Annotated in this window: 14 protein-coding genes; 5 read left to right on the top strand and 9 right to left on the bottom strand. The window is 74.2% G+C overall.

The window, feature by feature from the left end:
- Nucleotides 1-60: 60 nt before the first annotated feature.
- On the top strand, nucleotides 61-1,131 hold the full coding sequence (locus CXR04_RS08940; protein WP_101421323.1) for a hypothetical protein: 1,071 nt from the start codon (nucleotides 61-63) through the stop codon (nucleotides 1,129-1,131).
- Nucleotides 1,132-1,164: 33 nt separating this feature from the next.
- Here the strand turns inward: CXR04_RS08940 and CXR04_RS08945 are convergent, their stop codons facing one another.
- Entirely contained in the window at nucleotides 1,165-1,812 is a 648-nt protein-coding gene (locus CXR04_RS08945; RefSeq protein WP_101421324.1) for a LysE family translocator, read from the bottom strand.
- A 443-nt stretch (nucleotides 1,813-2,255) separates the two neighbouring features.
- On the opposite strand from CXR04_RS08945, the gene CXR04_RS08950 reads away from it, so the two are divergent.
- The gene (locus tag CXR04_RS08950; RefSeq protein WP_101421325.1) at nucleotides 2,256-2,990 is read left to right on the top strand and encodes a GAF and ANTAR domain-containing protein; all 735 of its coding nucleotides are present in this window, start codon (nucleotides 2,256-2,258) and stop codon (nucleotides 2,988-2,990) included.
- A 103-nt stretch (nucleotides 2,991-3,093) separates the two neighbouring features.
- Here CXR04_RS08950 and CXR04_RS08955 read toward each other — a convergent pair whose 3' ends face one another.
- From CXR04_RS08955 to CXR04_RS08965, 3 genes are all read right to left on the bottom strand, one after another.
- Nucleotides 3,094-3,579, bottom strand: coding sequence for a hypothetical protein (locus tag CXR04_RS08955; RefSeq protein ID WP_234380121.1), 486 nt, complete (start codon nucleotides 3,577-3,579; stop codon nucleotides 3,094-3,096).
- Between the two features lie 85 nt (nucleotides 3,580-3,664).
- Nucleotides 3,665-4,372, bottom strand: coding sequence for a S1 family peptidase (locus CXR04_RS08960; RefSeq protein ID WP_101421327.1), 708 nt, complete (start codon nucleotides 4,370-4,372; stop codon nucleotides 3,665-3,667).
- Nucleotides 4,373-4,607: 235 nt separating this feature from the next.
- Nucleotides 4,608-5,213 (bottom strand): Rv1733c family protein, encoded by a 606-nt coding sequence (locus CXR04_RS08965; protein ID WP_234380122.1) that lies wholly within the window; start codon nucleotides 5,211-5,213, stop codon nucleotides 4,608-4,610.
- A 228-nt stretch (nucleotides 5,214-5,441) separates the two neighbouring features.
- Here CXR04_RS08965 and CXR04_RS08970 point away from each other — a divergent pair, with 228 nt between their 5' ends.
- Complete coding sequence (locus CXR04_RS08970) at nucleotides 5,442-6,137, top strand: response regulator (RefSeq protein WP_101421329.1); 696 nt, start codon at nucleotides 5,442-5,444, stop codon at nucleotides 6,135-6,137.
- Nucleotides 6,138-6,179: 42 nt separating this feature from the next.
- Here the strand turns inward: CXR04_RS08970 and CXR04_RS08975 are convergent, their stop codons facing one another.
- Nucleotides 6,180-7,991 carry a sensor histidine kinase gene (locus CXR04_RS08975; protein ID WP_234380123.1) on the bottom strand — a complete coding sequence of 604 codons (1,812 nt, stop codon included), beginning with the start codon at nucleotides 7,989-7,991 and terminating at the stop codon, nucleotides 6,180-6,182.
- A gap of 229 nt (nucleotides 7,992-8,220) precedes the next feature.
- Here CXR04_RS08975 and CXR04_RS08980 point away from each other — a divergent pair, with 229 nt between their 5' ends.
- Nucleotides 8,221-8,793, top strand: a complete 573-nt coding sequence (locus CXR04_RS08980; RefSeq protein ID WP_101421330.1) for a TIGR03086 family metal-binding protein — start codon at nucleotides 8,221-8,223, stop codon at nucleotides 8,791-8,793.
- 18 nt (nucleotides 8,794-8,811) lie between these two features.
- Here CXR04_RS08980 and CXR04_RS08985 read toward each other — a convergent pair whose 3' ends face one another.
- The 4 genes from CXR04_RS08985 to CXR04_RS09000 all read right to left on the bottom strand — a co-directional run bounded on the left by CXR04_RS08985 (nucleotide 8,812) and on the right by CXR04_RS09000 (nucleotide 12,322).
- Nucleotides 8,812-9,279 carry a PaaI family thioesterase gene (locus CXR04_RS08985; RefSeq protein WP_101421331.1) on the bottom strand — a complete coding sequence of 156 codons (468 nt, stop codon included), beginning with the start codon at nucleotides 9,277-9,279 and terminating at the stop codon, nucleotides 8,812-8,814.
- A 34-nt stretch (nucleotides 9,280-9,313) separates the two neighbouring features.
- On the bottom strand, nucleotides 9,314-9,898 hold the full coding sequence (locus CXR04_RS08990) for an ATP-binding protein (RefSeq protein ID WP_101421332.1): 585 nt from the start codon (nucleotides 9,896-9,898) through the stop codon (nucleotides 9,314-9,316).
- Nucleotides 9,899-10,192: 294 nt separating this feature from the next.
- Nucleotides 10,193-10,960, bottom strand: coding sequence for an enoyl-CoA hydratase/isomerase family protein (locus CXR04_RS08995; RefSeq protein WP_101421333.1), 768 nt, complete (start codon nucleotides 10,958-10,960; stop codon nucleotides 10,193-10,195).
- A gap of 123 nt (nucleotides 10,961-11,083) precedes the next feature.
- On the bottom strand, nucleotides 11,084-12,322 hold the full coding sequence (locus tag CXR04_RS09000) for a L,D-transpeptidase (protein WP_101421334.1): 1,239 nt from the start codon (nucleotides 12,320-12,322) through the stop codon (nucleotides 11,084-11,086).
- A 351-nt stretch (nucleotides 12,323-12,673) separates the two neighbouring features.
- Between CXR04_RS09000 and CXR04_RS09005 the strand changes: the two genes are divergently transcribed.
- A complete protein-coding gene (locus CXR04_RS09005) occupies nucleotides 12,674-13,969 on the top strand; it encodes an MFS transporter (RefSeq protein WP_101426267.1) in 1,296 nt (431 codons plus the stop codon).
- The last annotated feature ends 21 nt before the right edge of the window (nucleotides 13,970-13,990 follow it).

Raw genomic sequence — 13,990 nt, forward strand, 5'->3', positions numbered from 1 at the left:
CTCGTGCGCGGGGACCAGCCGCGGTACGGTCGCGCTCTCGGCAACGGCGGGAGGCGGCTCATGCACGGTCCGCCGTCCGGCGTCCCCACGGACGCCCCCGTATCCCCGGCACCCGGTGCCGAGCTGTTCTGCGACGAGTCCGGCTACGAGGGCGAGAACCTCGTCGGCGGCATCACCGACGTCTTCGCCCACGCCGGTGTGACGGTCCCGGCCGCGGACGCGGCGGACTGCATCCGCGAGCTGCGGGACCGCATCCGCTCCCCCGCGACCGTCTACAAGGCGAACCACCTCCAGCGCGAGAAGCACCGCGGCACGCTGCTGTGGTTCCTCGGTCCGGAGGGGCCGCTGCCCGGCCGCGCCCGCGTGCACCTGACGGAGAAGTCCTTCTTCACCGTCGCCCGGATCGTGGACCTGCTGGTGTCCGGGACGGACCCGGCGGACGCGCCCGCGATGCTGCGCGGCGCGCACGCGCGCGGTCCCGCGGGTGAGCTGTACCGCGCGGGCCCCCGCGTCTACGGCCGCGAGCGCTGGCGGGCGTTCCTCGCCTCGTTCAACGAGCTGATGTGGATCAACACCCGCCGGGGCGCGGAGACGTCGGCCGACGGCTTCTTCGGACTGGCCGGCGAACTGCACCGCGCGGGGGCGCCTGGTGAGGCGGGGCGGCTGCTGGGGCTCGTACGACAGGCGCGCCCGCGGGCCGACGCGCTGCGTGCCGCGCTCCTCGAAGACCCGCGGACCGTGCCCGCGCTGGACTCGCTGCTGCCGGCGCTGGCCGCTGCGGTCGCGTACTGGGGGCGGGACGGTGCGCCGGTGACCGTCGTGCACGACCGGCAGACGGCGCTGACCGACGAGCGGATGGCGCGGCTGTACGAGGTGTGCCGGCCGCCCCGGGCGCACCTGCGCGCGCTGCGCTTCGTCGACGCCGAGACCGATCCGCGGGTGCAGCTCGCCGACTTCCTCGCGGGGATCGCCCGCAAGCGGGCCTCCGACGCGCTGGCCGGCCTCGCCGATCCCGAACTCGACGAGCTGCTGCGCCCGTACGTCGCCCCGGACTCGGCGTGGGGCGACGCGCGGAGCTGGGCGCTGCTCGCCCCCGGACCCGCGCCCCGGGCGGGCCTCACCCCGGCGTGAGGGCACCCGGGCCGGGGACTGCGGGGCGCGGGCTCAGCGGGGTGTGGCCGCCAGTCGTACGGCCAGGCCCGCGAAGACCGTGCCGCTGAAGATGTTGAGCCCGCGCGCCAGCCGCCGGCTGCGGCGCAGCGCCCGCGACAGCCGGCCGGAGAGCAGGCCGACCGAGCCGTCGACGCAGAAGCCGACGATGACGCCGGTGATGCCGAGGAGGAGCAACTGCAGCGGCAGATGGCCGCGGCCGGGGTCCACGAACTGCGGCAGGAACGCGATGTTGAACATGATGACCTTGGGGTTCAGCAGGTTGGTGACCATTCCCTGCCAGAACGCGCGGCGCGGCCGGGGACCGCTGCGCCCGTCGGCGCCGGCCGCCGCGTCGTCCTCGTCGCCGGGCACGGAGCGGTCGCGGAAGGCGCGGATCGCGAGGTAGAGGAGATAGGCGGCACCGAGCCAGCGGAGCACGTGGTAGAGCACCGGCAGCGCGCCGAAGAGCGCGGAGAGCCCGAGGGCGGCGGCGCAGGCGTGCACGAGCATGCCGCAGGCCACGCCGGCCGCGGCCATCACGCCCATGCCGGAGCCGCCGCGCCCGCCCATGGCCACGATGAACATCATGTCGGGGCCCGGGGTGATGGAGAGTACGAAGATCGCCACGACGAAGGCGGCGAGGAGCGACAGGTCGACCATGGCGGCGATACTCGCACCGCGCCGCCGCCCGGGCGACCGAATTCCACCTGCCGGGACGCGGCCCCGCGGGACCGTCGCCCGGCCCTCGTACGCGGCGGCCGCGAGGCGCCCGTACCGTAGCGGCATATGCCATCCGCGGTCCCGTACGACCGCGGAACGCTCGCTGAACGCCCGCGTCCGCGGGGCAGCTTCGCCCCCCGTGCCGCAGCCGTCTAATGTGGTCTGCCACGACCACCCCGGACCCCGGTGGGCCGTCGCCGGAGCACGAGCGAACCGCCCATCGCTGGGAGACAAGTCCCGGTGCGCGCCCACGCTCGACCGGGAACCACTCCCGAGTTCAGCCACGTACCCGGATACGGGCAGCGGGTCGCGCGTGATCTCCGGCGGCACGTCCGGCCGCACATCCGGCCGGCACAGCAGCCGTGAAACGAGGTGACGACCCCATGCCCGAGGAGTCGCGAGAGGAAGGTCTGGCCGCCGCGTTCGTGGACCTGGCCGACACCCTCGACAGCGATTTCGACGTCGAGCAGCACGCGCGCAGGCTAGCGCTGCACTGCGCCGAGCTGGTCGACGTCAGCGCCGCGGGCGTCGTCCTCGCCGCCGACGACGGTGCCGCGCTGACCGCGTCGGCCTCCGACGAGCGCGCGCACGCCCTGGAGGAGGCGGAGGTGGAGTGGGGCGAGGGCCCCGCCGTGGACTGCTACCGCACCGCGAGACCCATGCCCGCCATCCCGCTCGCGCACGCGCGGGCCCGCGCGGACTGGCCCCGCTTCACCGGCCGGGCGCTGGAGCTGGGCTTCGCCCTCGTCGCCTCCGCGCCGATGCAGGTGCGGGGCACGACCGTCGGCGCACTCACCCTCTTCCGGGACCGGCCCGGCACCCTGCACGCCGCGCAACTGCGGCTGGGCCAGGCGCTCGCCGACGTCGCCACCCTCGGCATCCTGCAGCAGCGCGCGCTGGCCGAACAGACGGCGGTCGCGGCGCAGTTGCAGAACGCCCTCAACTCCCGCATCGTCATCGAGCAGGCCAAGGGCGCGCTCGCCCAGCGCCGGAGCATCGCCGTCGACGAGGCGTTCCGCCTGCTGCGCGGGCACGCCCGCAACAACCGCAGGCCGCTGGCCGACGTGGCCCGCGAGGTGGTCGAGGAAGGGCTCGACCCGACGCCGCAGGACGGCTGAATCCGGCCGCGGGACGGCCGGTTCCGGCCGATCTGCCGGCCGGCTCGCGCGCCGGGGGGCGCGTGGCCGGCGGGCGAACGGCAGGCGGAGGCCGGGCGGCCGGTCAGGACAGAGCGAACGTCGGCGGCACGCTGGGCAGTTCCATCGCGGCGTCCAGGAACCGGTCCTCGCGCGGCGGCAGGAACTGCAGCGTGCTCGCGTGTGCCGGTCCTTCCGCGGTCATCGCCCACATGCACAGCATCGCCGCGGGCCGCCCCGCGGGATCGGGCGACGCCTCCAGCGTGGCATAGCGCACCGGCGCCCCCAGCGGCGCCGTCACCAGCACGAAGTGCGCCTCGGGCGGCGCCACCGCGGGCGGCAGCGTGACGAGGACGGAGTCGTGCCGGACGAGCCGGCCCACCGGCCGGTCGTCCGACTGCTCCCCGGCGGGCAGCCCCGCCCCCGCCTGCCGCCACAGCGCCCGCAGCTCGGCGTCGAGCGAGCCGTCGAGCGCGGCGGCGAGCAGGCGCTCCGGTGCGGTCAGGGCGAGGTCGCGGAGCACGGCGTGGGCGAAGGCGTAGTGCTGGCGTCGGGCATCCGTAGCATTCATACATCAGTTCTATCCGAGCCCACTGACAACGCCCCGCCGCCCGGCGGCCGTTCGCCCGCGCCCGGGCGAACGGCCGTACACCGGCTCAGGGCAGGGTGAGCCCGTACGCCTGGAGCGCGGGGACCACCGGCTGGTAGAACGTCGCCCCGCCGGAGCTGCACGAGCCGCCGGACACGATGAGACCGAGCGCCGTGCCGCCGGAGTAGGCGGGCCCGGCGCCGTCGCCCGGCTCGACGCAGACGTTGGAGCGGAACAGGCCGTAGACGATCCCCTCGGGGTAAGCGATGGTGTCGTTGACCGAGACGACCCGGCCGCAGTGCACGCCCGTGGTCCGGCCGGCGTGGCACACCTGCTGCCCGACCGAGGGCTGGGCGGCGCCGGTGATCTGGATCGCCCCCGGTCCCGCCGACAGCTCGCTGGGGTAGGTGAAGCCGGGGTTGGTGTAGCGGACCAGGGCGAAGTCGCCGCCCGGGAAGTTCACGCTCTCGGTCCTGCCGATCTCCACCGTCCTGGCGGGATCCGCGTACCAGACCGGTCCCGCGGCGTCGGCGCAGCGGCCCTGCATCAGGGCGTAACGCTCCCCGCCGCGGCCCGCGTTGAAGCCGACCTGGCAGGACGGTCCGGTGCTGCTGTAGAGGACGTCGCCGCCGCGGACGGCCTGGTCCTGCGCCCCGGCGGCGGGCGGGGCGAGGGCGGTGAGCACGGCGAGGAGCGCGGCGGCCAGGACGGCCGCGAGTGGGGTGAGCCTCAGGGGGGCGGAGTGCGGGGTGAGCGGAGCGCGACGTAAGTTCACGGATCCTCCCGTCGTGGGGTCGGCCAGCGCATTGTCGCGCAGGGCCGACTGCCCCGTACAGCAGAGCCGTTCGGCCCTATTCGGGTGCGTATCACCCGCGGCATGCTGGTCCCGCCTCGGCGAGCCGTGGCGTGGGGGGTGAGAGCCGATGCGGCGCGGAAGCCCGCGCCGCATCGGCTCGCCTTCGTCTTCGCCGTCCCCTCCCGTACGGCCGGCCGCCGCGCGCGCCCGCCGGCTACCGCTCGGAGGGCCCCGCGCTCCCCTGCCGCCAGTGCGGCTCCACCCGCGCCCAGTCGCGCCCCCACTCCGCCGCGCGCCTGCGGTCGAGACGTACGCGCACGACGGTCCTGGACCCGAACACCAGGCATCCCACCACTCCGGCCGCCCCGCCGGCGGCCACCGCGCTCTGCACGCCGGTGTCGCCCGCGGGCGGCGGCGGGTCCACGGCGTGCCGGCCCGCCGCGTCCGTCCAGATCTCCGCCTCCGCGCCCTTGAGCAGCCCGGCGGACACCGGCGTACGTCCGGTGTGCGCCCGCCCGTCCGCGTCCCGCCAGCGGACCCTGGTGGTCACCTCGCCGCCCGACCACGCGTCGCCCCGCAGCATCGTCAGCGGCGGCGCGTCCTCCAGCAGCACGGCCGTCGTACGCTGCCGCTCCGCGCTGCGGCTGCTCAACTCCTCGTGGACCGCGGCCGCGGACGCCCAGGCGGCCGCGGTGCCGCCGAGGGCGAACACCGTGACTGCGCCGAACGTCACCCAGCCCTCCAGCACGTCCGTACGCCGTCTGAAGGGGTTGCGCCGGCTCCACACTCTGCGTACCGGGCGGTCCCCCTCGCGCCCCATGCCCGCTCCCGCGGCCATCGGCACCCCCCATCCGCTTCCCTTGCGCCCGGGTAAGGCTCTCCCACCGACTGTCGCACTTCGGCCCCCGTTCGGCGAGAACCGGGCGGACGCCGGCGCGCGGGTCGTAGCATCCGGGTGCCCGCAGCGTGCCGGTCATGGGCCCGTTCGGCCCTACCCCCGGGCACGTGCGGCCGAGGACGATCGAGCCAGCCGAGCAGGAGCGGAAAGGTGCCCGACGTGACAGTGGAAAGGAAATTCTCGGCGGCCCGGCCCATCAGGGTCTTCCTCGTCGACGACCACGAGGTGGTCCGGCGGGGCCTGCGCGACCTGCTGGAGGCCGAGCCCGGCATCGAAGTGACCGGCGAGGCGGGCACGTTCGCCCAGGCGCTGGCCCGCGGGCCCGCGCTGCGGCCCGACGTCGCCGTACTGGACGTCCGGCTGCCGGACGGCGACGGGATCGGGGTCTGCCGCGAGCTGCGCTCGCGGATGCCCGAGCTGGCGTGCCTGATGCTGACGTCCTTCGACGACGACGACGCGCTGCTGGACGCGATCATGGCGGGTGCCTCGGGGTACGTGCTCAAGCAGATCAAGGGCGGCGACCTGGTCTCCGCGGTACGGACCGTGGCCTCCGGGCAGTCCATGCTCGACCCCGCCACCACCGCCCGGCTGATGACGAACCTGCGCCGCGACGACGTTCCCTCCGCGCCGGAGAACGAGGTGCTCGCCGGTCTGTCGCCGCGCGAGCTGGACGTGCTGGAGCTGATCGGCGAGGGCCTGACGAACCGGCAGATCGGCCAGCGGCTCTACCTGTCCGAGAAGACGGTCAAGAACCACATCTCCCGGCTGCTCGCCAAGCTGGGCGTGGAGCGCCGGATACAGGCGGCGGTGCTCGCCAGCAAGGCCCACCGCCCGCCGGGCGCGTGACGCCCGCCGTACGCACCCGCCGCGGCCCGCGCGCCGCACCGCTCACCCCCGGCCGGGGTCCTGCCCGCTCCCGTCCGTGCCGCCCCCGCCGTCCTCCCGCCCGTCCGCCTGCTCCCCCGGGCCGCCCCGCTCCTGCGCCGCCCGGCGGTCCAGCGGCACCCGCCACACCAGGCGCGTACCACCGCCGGCCGGCGGGTCGAGCATCAGCTCGCCGCCGAGCTGCCTGGCCCGTTCCGCGATGTTCGCCAGCCCGCTGCGCCGCCCGCCGGCCGGCAGGCCGCGCCCGTTGTCCGTCACCGTGAGGGCGACCAGGCCCTGCCCGGCGATCACCGTGATCTCGACCGACGACGCGCCCGCGTGCCGGGCGGCGTTGGACAGCGCCTCCCCGAGCACCGCCACGAGGTGGTCGGCCACCGGCGCCGGCACGTCGGTGTCGAGCAGCCCCTCGGTGCGCAGCACCGGCGTGAACCCGAGGGTGGCGACCGAGTCCTTGGCCTGGCTGAGCACGCGCAGCCGCAGGCCCTGCGCGGTCGGCCCGTGCTCGTGTCTGCGCAGGCCGAAAATCGTGGTTCGGATGATCTTGATGGTCTCGTCCAGGTCGTCCACGGCGCGCAGCAGCCGCTCGGTGCCCTCCTCGTGGGTCACGAAGCGCACCGCGCTCTGGAGCGTCATACCGGTGGCGAACAGCCGCTGGATGGCCAGGTCGTGCAGGTCCCGGGCGATGCGGTCGCGGTCCTCGAAGAGCGCGAGCTGCTCGGCGTCCCGGCGCCGCTGGGCCAGCTCCATGGCCACCGCCGCCTGCCCGGCGAAGCCGACGAGGGCGTCGGTCTCCTCCGGGCCGAAGCGCTCGCCGCCCGCCTCCCGGCCGACGAGCAGCACGCCGCGCAGCCCGTCGCTGGTGCCCAGCGGTACGGCGACCGCCGGGCCGATGCCGTTTTCCGGCAGCCCGCCGTCCCGTACCCGGGGGTCCTTCGTCACGTCGTCGCTGATCGCCAGCTCCACCCGGGTGAAGGCGGCGCCGGACAGCGTCCCCTTCATGGGCAGCGTGCGCCCTTCGAGCACGTCGGCCGCGGTGCCCTGGGCGAGCACGATACGCAGCTCGTCTGCGCCCTCGGCGGGCAGCGCGACGGTGCCGAGGTCGGCCTTGAGGATGCTGCGGGCCCGGTCGAGCATCAGGCCCAGCACCTCTTCCTCCTGGGCGCCGGAGAGCAGGGTGTTGGTCACCTCGCCGCTGGCCTCGATCCAGCGCTGCCGGCGGCGGGCCTCCTCGTACAGCCGGGCGTTCTCGATCGCCACGCCCGCGGCCACGGCGAGCGTCGACAGGACCGCCTCGTCCTCGCCGTCGAACTCCTTGGCGCTGCGCTTCTCGGTGAGGTAGAGGTTGCCGAAGACCTCGTCGCGGACCCGGATGGGCACGCCGAGGAAGGAGTGCATCGGCGGGTGGTTGGCCGGGAGGCCGTACGAGGACGGGTGGTCCTGCAGCTCCTGGATGCGCAGCGCCTCGGGGTGCCGGATCAGCTCGCCGAGGACGCCGTGCCCCTGCGGCAGCGGGCCGATCTCCTCGTACTCCTCGACGGAGATCCCCACGGGGATGAACTGCGCCAGCCGCTCGCCGTGTTCGATGACGCCGAGCGCACCGTACTCGGCGTCCACGAGCACCACCGCGGCCTCCACGATCCGCCGCAGGACCTGGCGCAGGTCCAGCTCCCTGCCGACCGTGAGCACCGCCTCCAGCAGGCTGTGCACCCGGTCGCGGGTGCCGCGCACCTCGTCGATGCGCAGTTGCAGCTCGTCCAGGAGCTGGTCGAGCTGGAGGCGGGGCAGGTGCCCGCCGCCGTGTCCGCTTGTCGCCATCGCATCCCCCCACAGGACCCCGGGTGGTCAGACAGCACCTCCCCGCACCACGGTAGCCACGTCGTCACGCTCCGGGAGCCTTTCCCGGTCACCCGAATGCACGTTGCGGCGCGGGCCTGCGGAAAGCCTCACGGAATGTGGACACCGGCGAGGCTCCCGGCCGCCGGGTCCTGCGGCGGGGGTCCCGCTCGGCGGGCGCGCCGCCGGTGTGTGCCCTTACCGTGGGCATATGGCAGAGAACGAGACCCTGGCCCTGCACGCCGCCGCGCTCGATCAGTTCACCCGGCACGTCCACCAGGTCGGTCCCGACCAGTGGGGTGCGGCCACGCCGTGTACGGAGTGGAGTGTGCGGGATCTCGTCAACCACATGACGGTCGAGCAGTTGTGGGTGCCGCCGCTGCTCTCCGGCGACAGGGTCGAGGGAGTGGGCGACGAGTACGGGGGCGACCAGCTCGGCGACGATCCGGTGGAGGTCTGGGACGGTGCCTCCGCCGAGGCCCGCGCCGCCTTCGCGGAGCCGCTCGCCCTGGCTCGTACGGTGCACCTGAGCTACGGGGACAGCTCCGCGGAGTCGTACTGCCTGGAGATGGCCGTGGACGCGATCGTGCACTCCTGGGACCTGGCCCGGGGCATCGAGGCCGACGACGTACTGCCCGCGGAGCTGGCGGAGTTCGCGCTGGCCCAGGTGGAGCCGCAGACCCGGATGCTGGCGGCCAGCGGGCTCTTCGCCGCCCCGGTGCCGGTGCCGCCGGACGCGGACGCGCAGACGCGGCTGCTGGGCCTGACGGGGCGCCGCGCCTGAGACGCGGGCCTTCGGGGGCTACGTGCCCGTGCCCTGCGGGGCGGTGAGGATCGTGCCCTGCGCCACCGCGCACAGCTCGGGACCGCGCTCGCCGTCCGCGGCCCCGGTATCCGCCACGTCCCCGGTATCCGGCCCGACCGCGTAGATGTCGCAGCGGCAGACGGCCTGGCGCCGGCCCGCGTGCACCACGTACGCCTCGGCCCGCAGGGTGCCGTCCCGCGCCGGGCGCAGGTACTGCACGGAGAAGCCGCCGGTGAGGACCGCGGGGCCGAGGACCGTGCCGGCGGCGAACGTCAGCGCGTTGTCGGCCGCGTAGGCGAGCAGCCCGCCGTGCGCGTAGCCGAACTGCTGGCGCAGGTCGTCGCGGATGTCCACCTCCAGCGTCGCGGCGCCGTCCGCGAACGCGGTGATCCGGGCGCCGAGCAGCCTGCTGAACGGCTGCTCGTCGAGCACCTTCTGCGCGAAGTCGATCCCGAGGTCCGTCATGTGACCCCACGGTAACGGCTGTTGCGCCGTACCCCTAGGTCCGCTCGGGTTCGCGGAGTTCGACCCAGGTGCACTTGCCGCGGGGCAGCAGGTCCACGCCCCAGCGGTCGGCGACCCGGTCGACGAGGAACAGCCCGCGCCCGCTGGTGTCCATGTCGCGTACGGGCATCAGGCACGGCAGCGCGCGCGAGGGGTCGCGCACCTCGATGCGGATCCGGCCGCACCCCCGCGACATGCGCAGCCCGAACGTGCGCGCCCCGGTGTGCCGTACGGCGTTGCCGACGAGCTCCGAGACCAGCAGCACGGCGTGCTCGGCGAACCCCGGCGACAGGCCCCAGTGCCGGACGACCACCGCCTCGGCCAGCCGGCGGGCCGCCCCGGCGGACTCGGGCCGCGACGGCAGCCGCACCTCGCCGACGGCGGGGTTGCCCCAGTGCTCCATCGGGCCGGGGGCGGCGGCGCCCGAAGAACCGTCGGCGGGGCCCGCGGTGGGGAAGCGCCGGTAGGCGGGCGAGGGCAGCGGCCGCAGCAGGGGCCTGCGCGACCGCCGTACGGCGAGGGCCGCCGGACGCGCCGGCTCGTCCCGGTGGAGTTGCTGCATGTCCTCAAGGCCCGCCATGGCCTCATGATGGCGCGGGCGGACGTCTTTGGGAGCATTTCCGCGCCAACAAGTCCTGCGGAAGCCTACATTCCGTGAGCGCTCTCAGGCATATGCCAGAGCTACTTCACCCCGGTCACGCCCCGCTGAACTGCGTAAACTCCCCGGTGACCGGCGGCCGCAGGACCCCAAAACACCCGAATCACCGAAGTCTTGCTTCCGGCGCTCACTACCCCCGGCCGGGGGTAGTGGTCACGGAGCGTCGCCGGGCGCCCGGGGCGGCGGAACCCACCCGGAGGGCGCCCGCGGACCGGCTCAGCGGAACTCCGCCTTCCCCGGCCCCTTCTCCACGAAGCTGCGCATCCCGGTCTCCCGGTCCTCGGTCGCGAACAGCCCCGCGAACCAGCTCCGCTCCAGCGCGAGCCCCGTCTCCAGGTCCGTCTCCAGACCGTGGTCCACCGACTCCTTCGCCGCCCGCAGCGCCATAGCGGGCCCCTTGGCGAGCCGCGCCGCCCAGGCGTGCGCCTGCCCGTACACCTCCGCGTCCGGCACCACCCGGTCCACCAGACCGATCGTCAGCGCCTCGGCGGCCTTGACCATCCGGCCCGTGAAGATCAGGTCCTTGGCCCGCGAGGGCCCGACCAGCCGGGCGAGCCGCTGCGTGCCGCCCGCGCCCGGGATCAGCCCGAGCATGATCTCCGGCTGCCCCAGCTTCGCGCCCTCGCCGGCGATCCGGATGTCGGCGCAGAGCGCCAGCTCGCAGCCGCCGCCCAGGGCGTACCCGTTGACCGCGGCGACGACCGGCTTCGGCACCCGCGCCAGCGCCGTGAACGACTCCTGCAGACCGCGGCTCCGCGCGACCATGGCCGCGTGGTCCATCGCCTGCATCTCCTTGATGTCGGCGCCGGCGGCGAAGACCTTCTCGCCGCCCCACACCACCAGGGCGCGCACGTCGTCACGTCCTGCCGCCTCGGCGGCGAGTTCGCGGATACGGTCCTGGACGGCGATGTCCAGGGCGTTCATGGGCGGGCGGTCCAGGCGCAGCGTACCGACGCCCTCGGCGACCTCCAGGTATGCAGTCATGCCACCACACGTTAGCGCTCATTAACGACCTCGCGCCGCGGGGCCCGGTGCGCTTGCTCACACACCGGGCCCCGCATGCCGTCCGGCCGGATCATCCGGCAGGGCGACGACCGCTCGCTGCCGTCACTGCGGTGCGGTCCACTCCTCCCAGGACATGTTCCAGCCGTTCAGGCCGTTGTCCGGGGCGATGACCTCGTCCTTGGCGTTCTTGACCTCGACCACGTCGCCGATGAGGGAGTTGCGGAAGAACCAGGAGCCGGGCGTCGACTTGTCGCCGCCGCCGCGGGCGTCGTACAGGCCGATGCAGCCGTGGCTGGCGTTGGCCGAGCCGAACGTGGCCTGTCCCGACCAGTAGTTGCCGTGGATGAAGGTGCCGGAGGTGGAGAGGCGCTGCGCGTGGGGTACGTCCTTGATGTCGTACTCGCCGCCGAAGCCGACCGTGTCGCCGTCCATCCTGGTGACCTCAAGCTGCTCGGTGATCACCATCTTGCCGTTCCAGGTCGGCGTGGACGGCGCGCCCGTGGTGACCGGGATGGTCTTGATGTTCTTGCCGTTGCGCTCGACCTTCATCTTCTTGCTGTCGGCGTCGACCGTGCTCACCTGGCGGCGGCCGATCTCGAAGCCGACGTCCTTGTGCTGCTCGCCGTAGACGCCGTCCGCGCCCTCGACGCCGTCGAGGCGGAGGCTGAGCGTCACGTCCGTGCCGGGCTCCCAGTACTCCTCGGGGCGGAAGTCCAGCCGCTGGTTGCCGAACCAGTGGCCCTCGATCTCCACGTCGGGGTCGGCGGTGACCTCGATGGCCTCCTCGACCTCCTTCATGTTCGAGATCGGCTGGTTGAAGTTGATCGACACCGGCATGCCGACGCCGACGGTGCTGCCGTCCTCGGGCGTGAAGTGGCCGATGAAGGTGTTCTCCGGCACGACGGTGGTGAAGGTGGTGTCCTTGGCGGACTCCAGTCCCTCGGAGTCCTGCGCGACGGCGTGCACCTTGTACTTGGTCTGGGTACGCAGGTGGCCGGCCGGCTTCCACACGGCGCCGTCCTTCGAGATCCCGCCCTTGACCTCGGCGCCCTTCTCGTCCGCCACCTGCACCGAGACGAGCTTGCCCTTGTCCGCGGTCACCTTCAGCTCGCCCTGGGTGCCGACCGCGTCGGCGCCGTCCTTCGGCGTGATCTCGACGGCCGCCTGCGAGACCTTCTGCTCCTCGCCGCCCGAGCCGGAACCCCCGGAACCGCCCTTGCCCCCGTCGCCGTCCCCGCCGTCGGAGCCGCCGCACGCCGTCACCACGACGAGCACGGCGCCGGTCAGCAGCGCCGCCAGGCTGTGCCGGGTACGTCCCCTTCGTATCCGCTCCACCTTCAACGCCGTATTCTCCCCTCGGCCACACCGAGCCAGAAGTTCCCCCGCGCGTGGTCCATGCGCGCCCTTGCGTTCAAGGTATCCCCAGCCACGGAGATGCGACGCCGCATGATTGTCACCGTTCGGTCCCAACTGGTACGCGCTCCGCGGGCGCTTGCGGCGCGATAATCCGGTGGCGTCCGCGGAGCCGCCGGGTGACACTGCAACCCGATGACCTCCTCTTCCGGCTCTTCCGGCTCTTCCGGCTCTCCCGCGCCCTCGTCCCCCTGCCCGTCGGCCCCGGCCGGGAGCGCCCGCCCGCCGGGCACCCCAGCGCCGCCGCACGACGGCCCGCCGGAGCTGCCTCGGCGACCCCTGCGCAGCCGCGAGTTCGGCCTCTTCTTCGTCGCCCGCGGGATCGCCAGGCTCGGCGACATGATGGCGCCCGTCGCACTCGCCGCCGGGCTGATCATGCACGGATACGGCGCCGGGGCGGTCGGCCTGGCGATGGCGTCGATGACGGCGTGCTTCGCCGGGTTCGTCATCTTCGGCGGCGTGTTCGCGGACCGGTTCAACGCCCGCGCCGTGATGATCGGCGCCGACCTCGCCCGGGTCGGCACGCAGTTGGCGATGGCCGGGCTCTTCCTCTCCGGCGACGTCGTGCTCTGGCAGGTCTGCGCGCTGTCCGCGCTGAACGGCACCGCGGCCGCGATGTTCCAGCCGGGGGTCGCCGGCATCATCCCGCGGATCGCCGACGACGTGCAGGGCGCCAACGCCTCGATCCGTACGGCCGAGTCGGCGATGACGCTCGCCGGTCCCGCCGCGGCGGGCGCGCTGGTCGGCCTCACCTCGCCCGGCGGCGTCTACGCCGCGCACGCCGGGACGTACGCCGTGAGCGCCCTGTGCCTGGCCCTGCTGCGGCTGCCGCCGCGCCCGGCGGACGACGCGCCGCCCCCGCGGCCGCCGAAGGGCGGGCGCGGACGGGCTTTCCGGGCCGATCTGGCGGAGGGCTGGCGCGAGTTCTCGTCCCGCACCTGGATGTGGGCGGTCATCGCGGTGTGGATGGTCTTCATGATCGGTTCCTGGGGTCCGACCGTGCCGCTGGTGGCGGCGGAGGTGGTCGGGGAGTACGGGGCCGGGGCGTACGGCGTCGTCAACTCCGTGATGGGCGCAGGGATGGTCGTCGGCGGGCTGGTCGCGATGCGGCTGCGCCCGGCGCGCCCGCTGCGCGCCGGGGCGATCGCGGCGCTCGGCTTCGGCGCCCAGCCGGCGGCGGTGGGGCTCGGGCTGCCGGTGCCGGCGATCGCCGGGGCGATGGCGGTGGCCGGGGCGGCGCTCGCGTTCTGGGGCGTGATGTGGGCGACGAGCGTCCAGACGCAGGTGCCGCCCGCGGCGCTGAGCCGCGTGAACGCGTACGAGATCGCCGGCTCCGTCGCCATGCTGCCCGTCGGCAACGCGCTCGCCGGGCCGGCCGCGGGAGCGTTCGGCGCCCACGCGGTGCTGGTGTTCAGCGGCGCGCTGGCGCTGCTGACGGCGTGCGCGCTGCTCGCCGTACCGGCCATACGCAACCTGCGCAGGGTGGACGGCGTACGCAAAGATCCCGTCAAAGCGGACACCCGGCGGACGGATGCGCGCATGACCGACAGGTCAGGAGAAGGGAAAACGGGGTGAGCGCTTAGCCTGCCCTTACGT

This window comes from Streptomyces sp. CMB-StM0423, assembly GCF_002847285.1.
Lineage (GTDB): Bacteria > Actinomycetota > Actinomycetes > Streptomycetales > Streptomycetaceae > Streptomyces.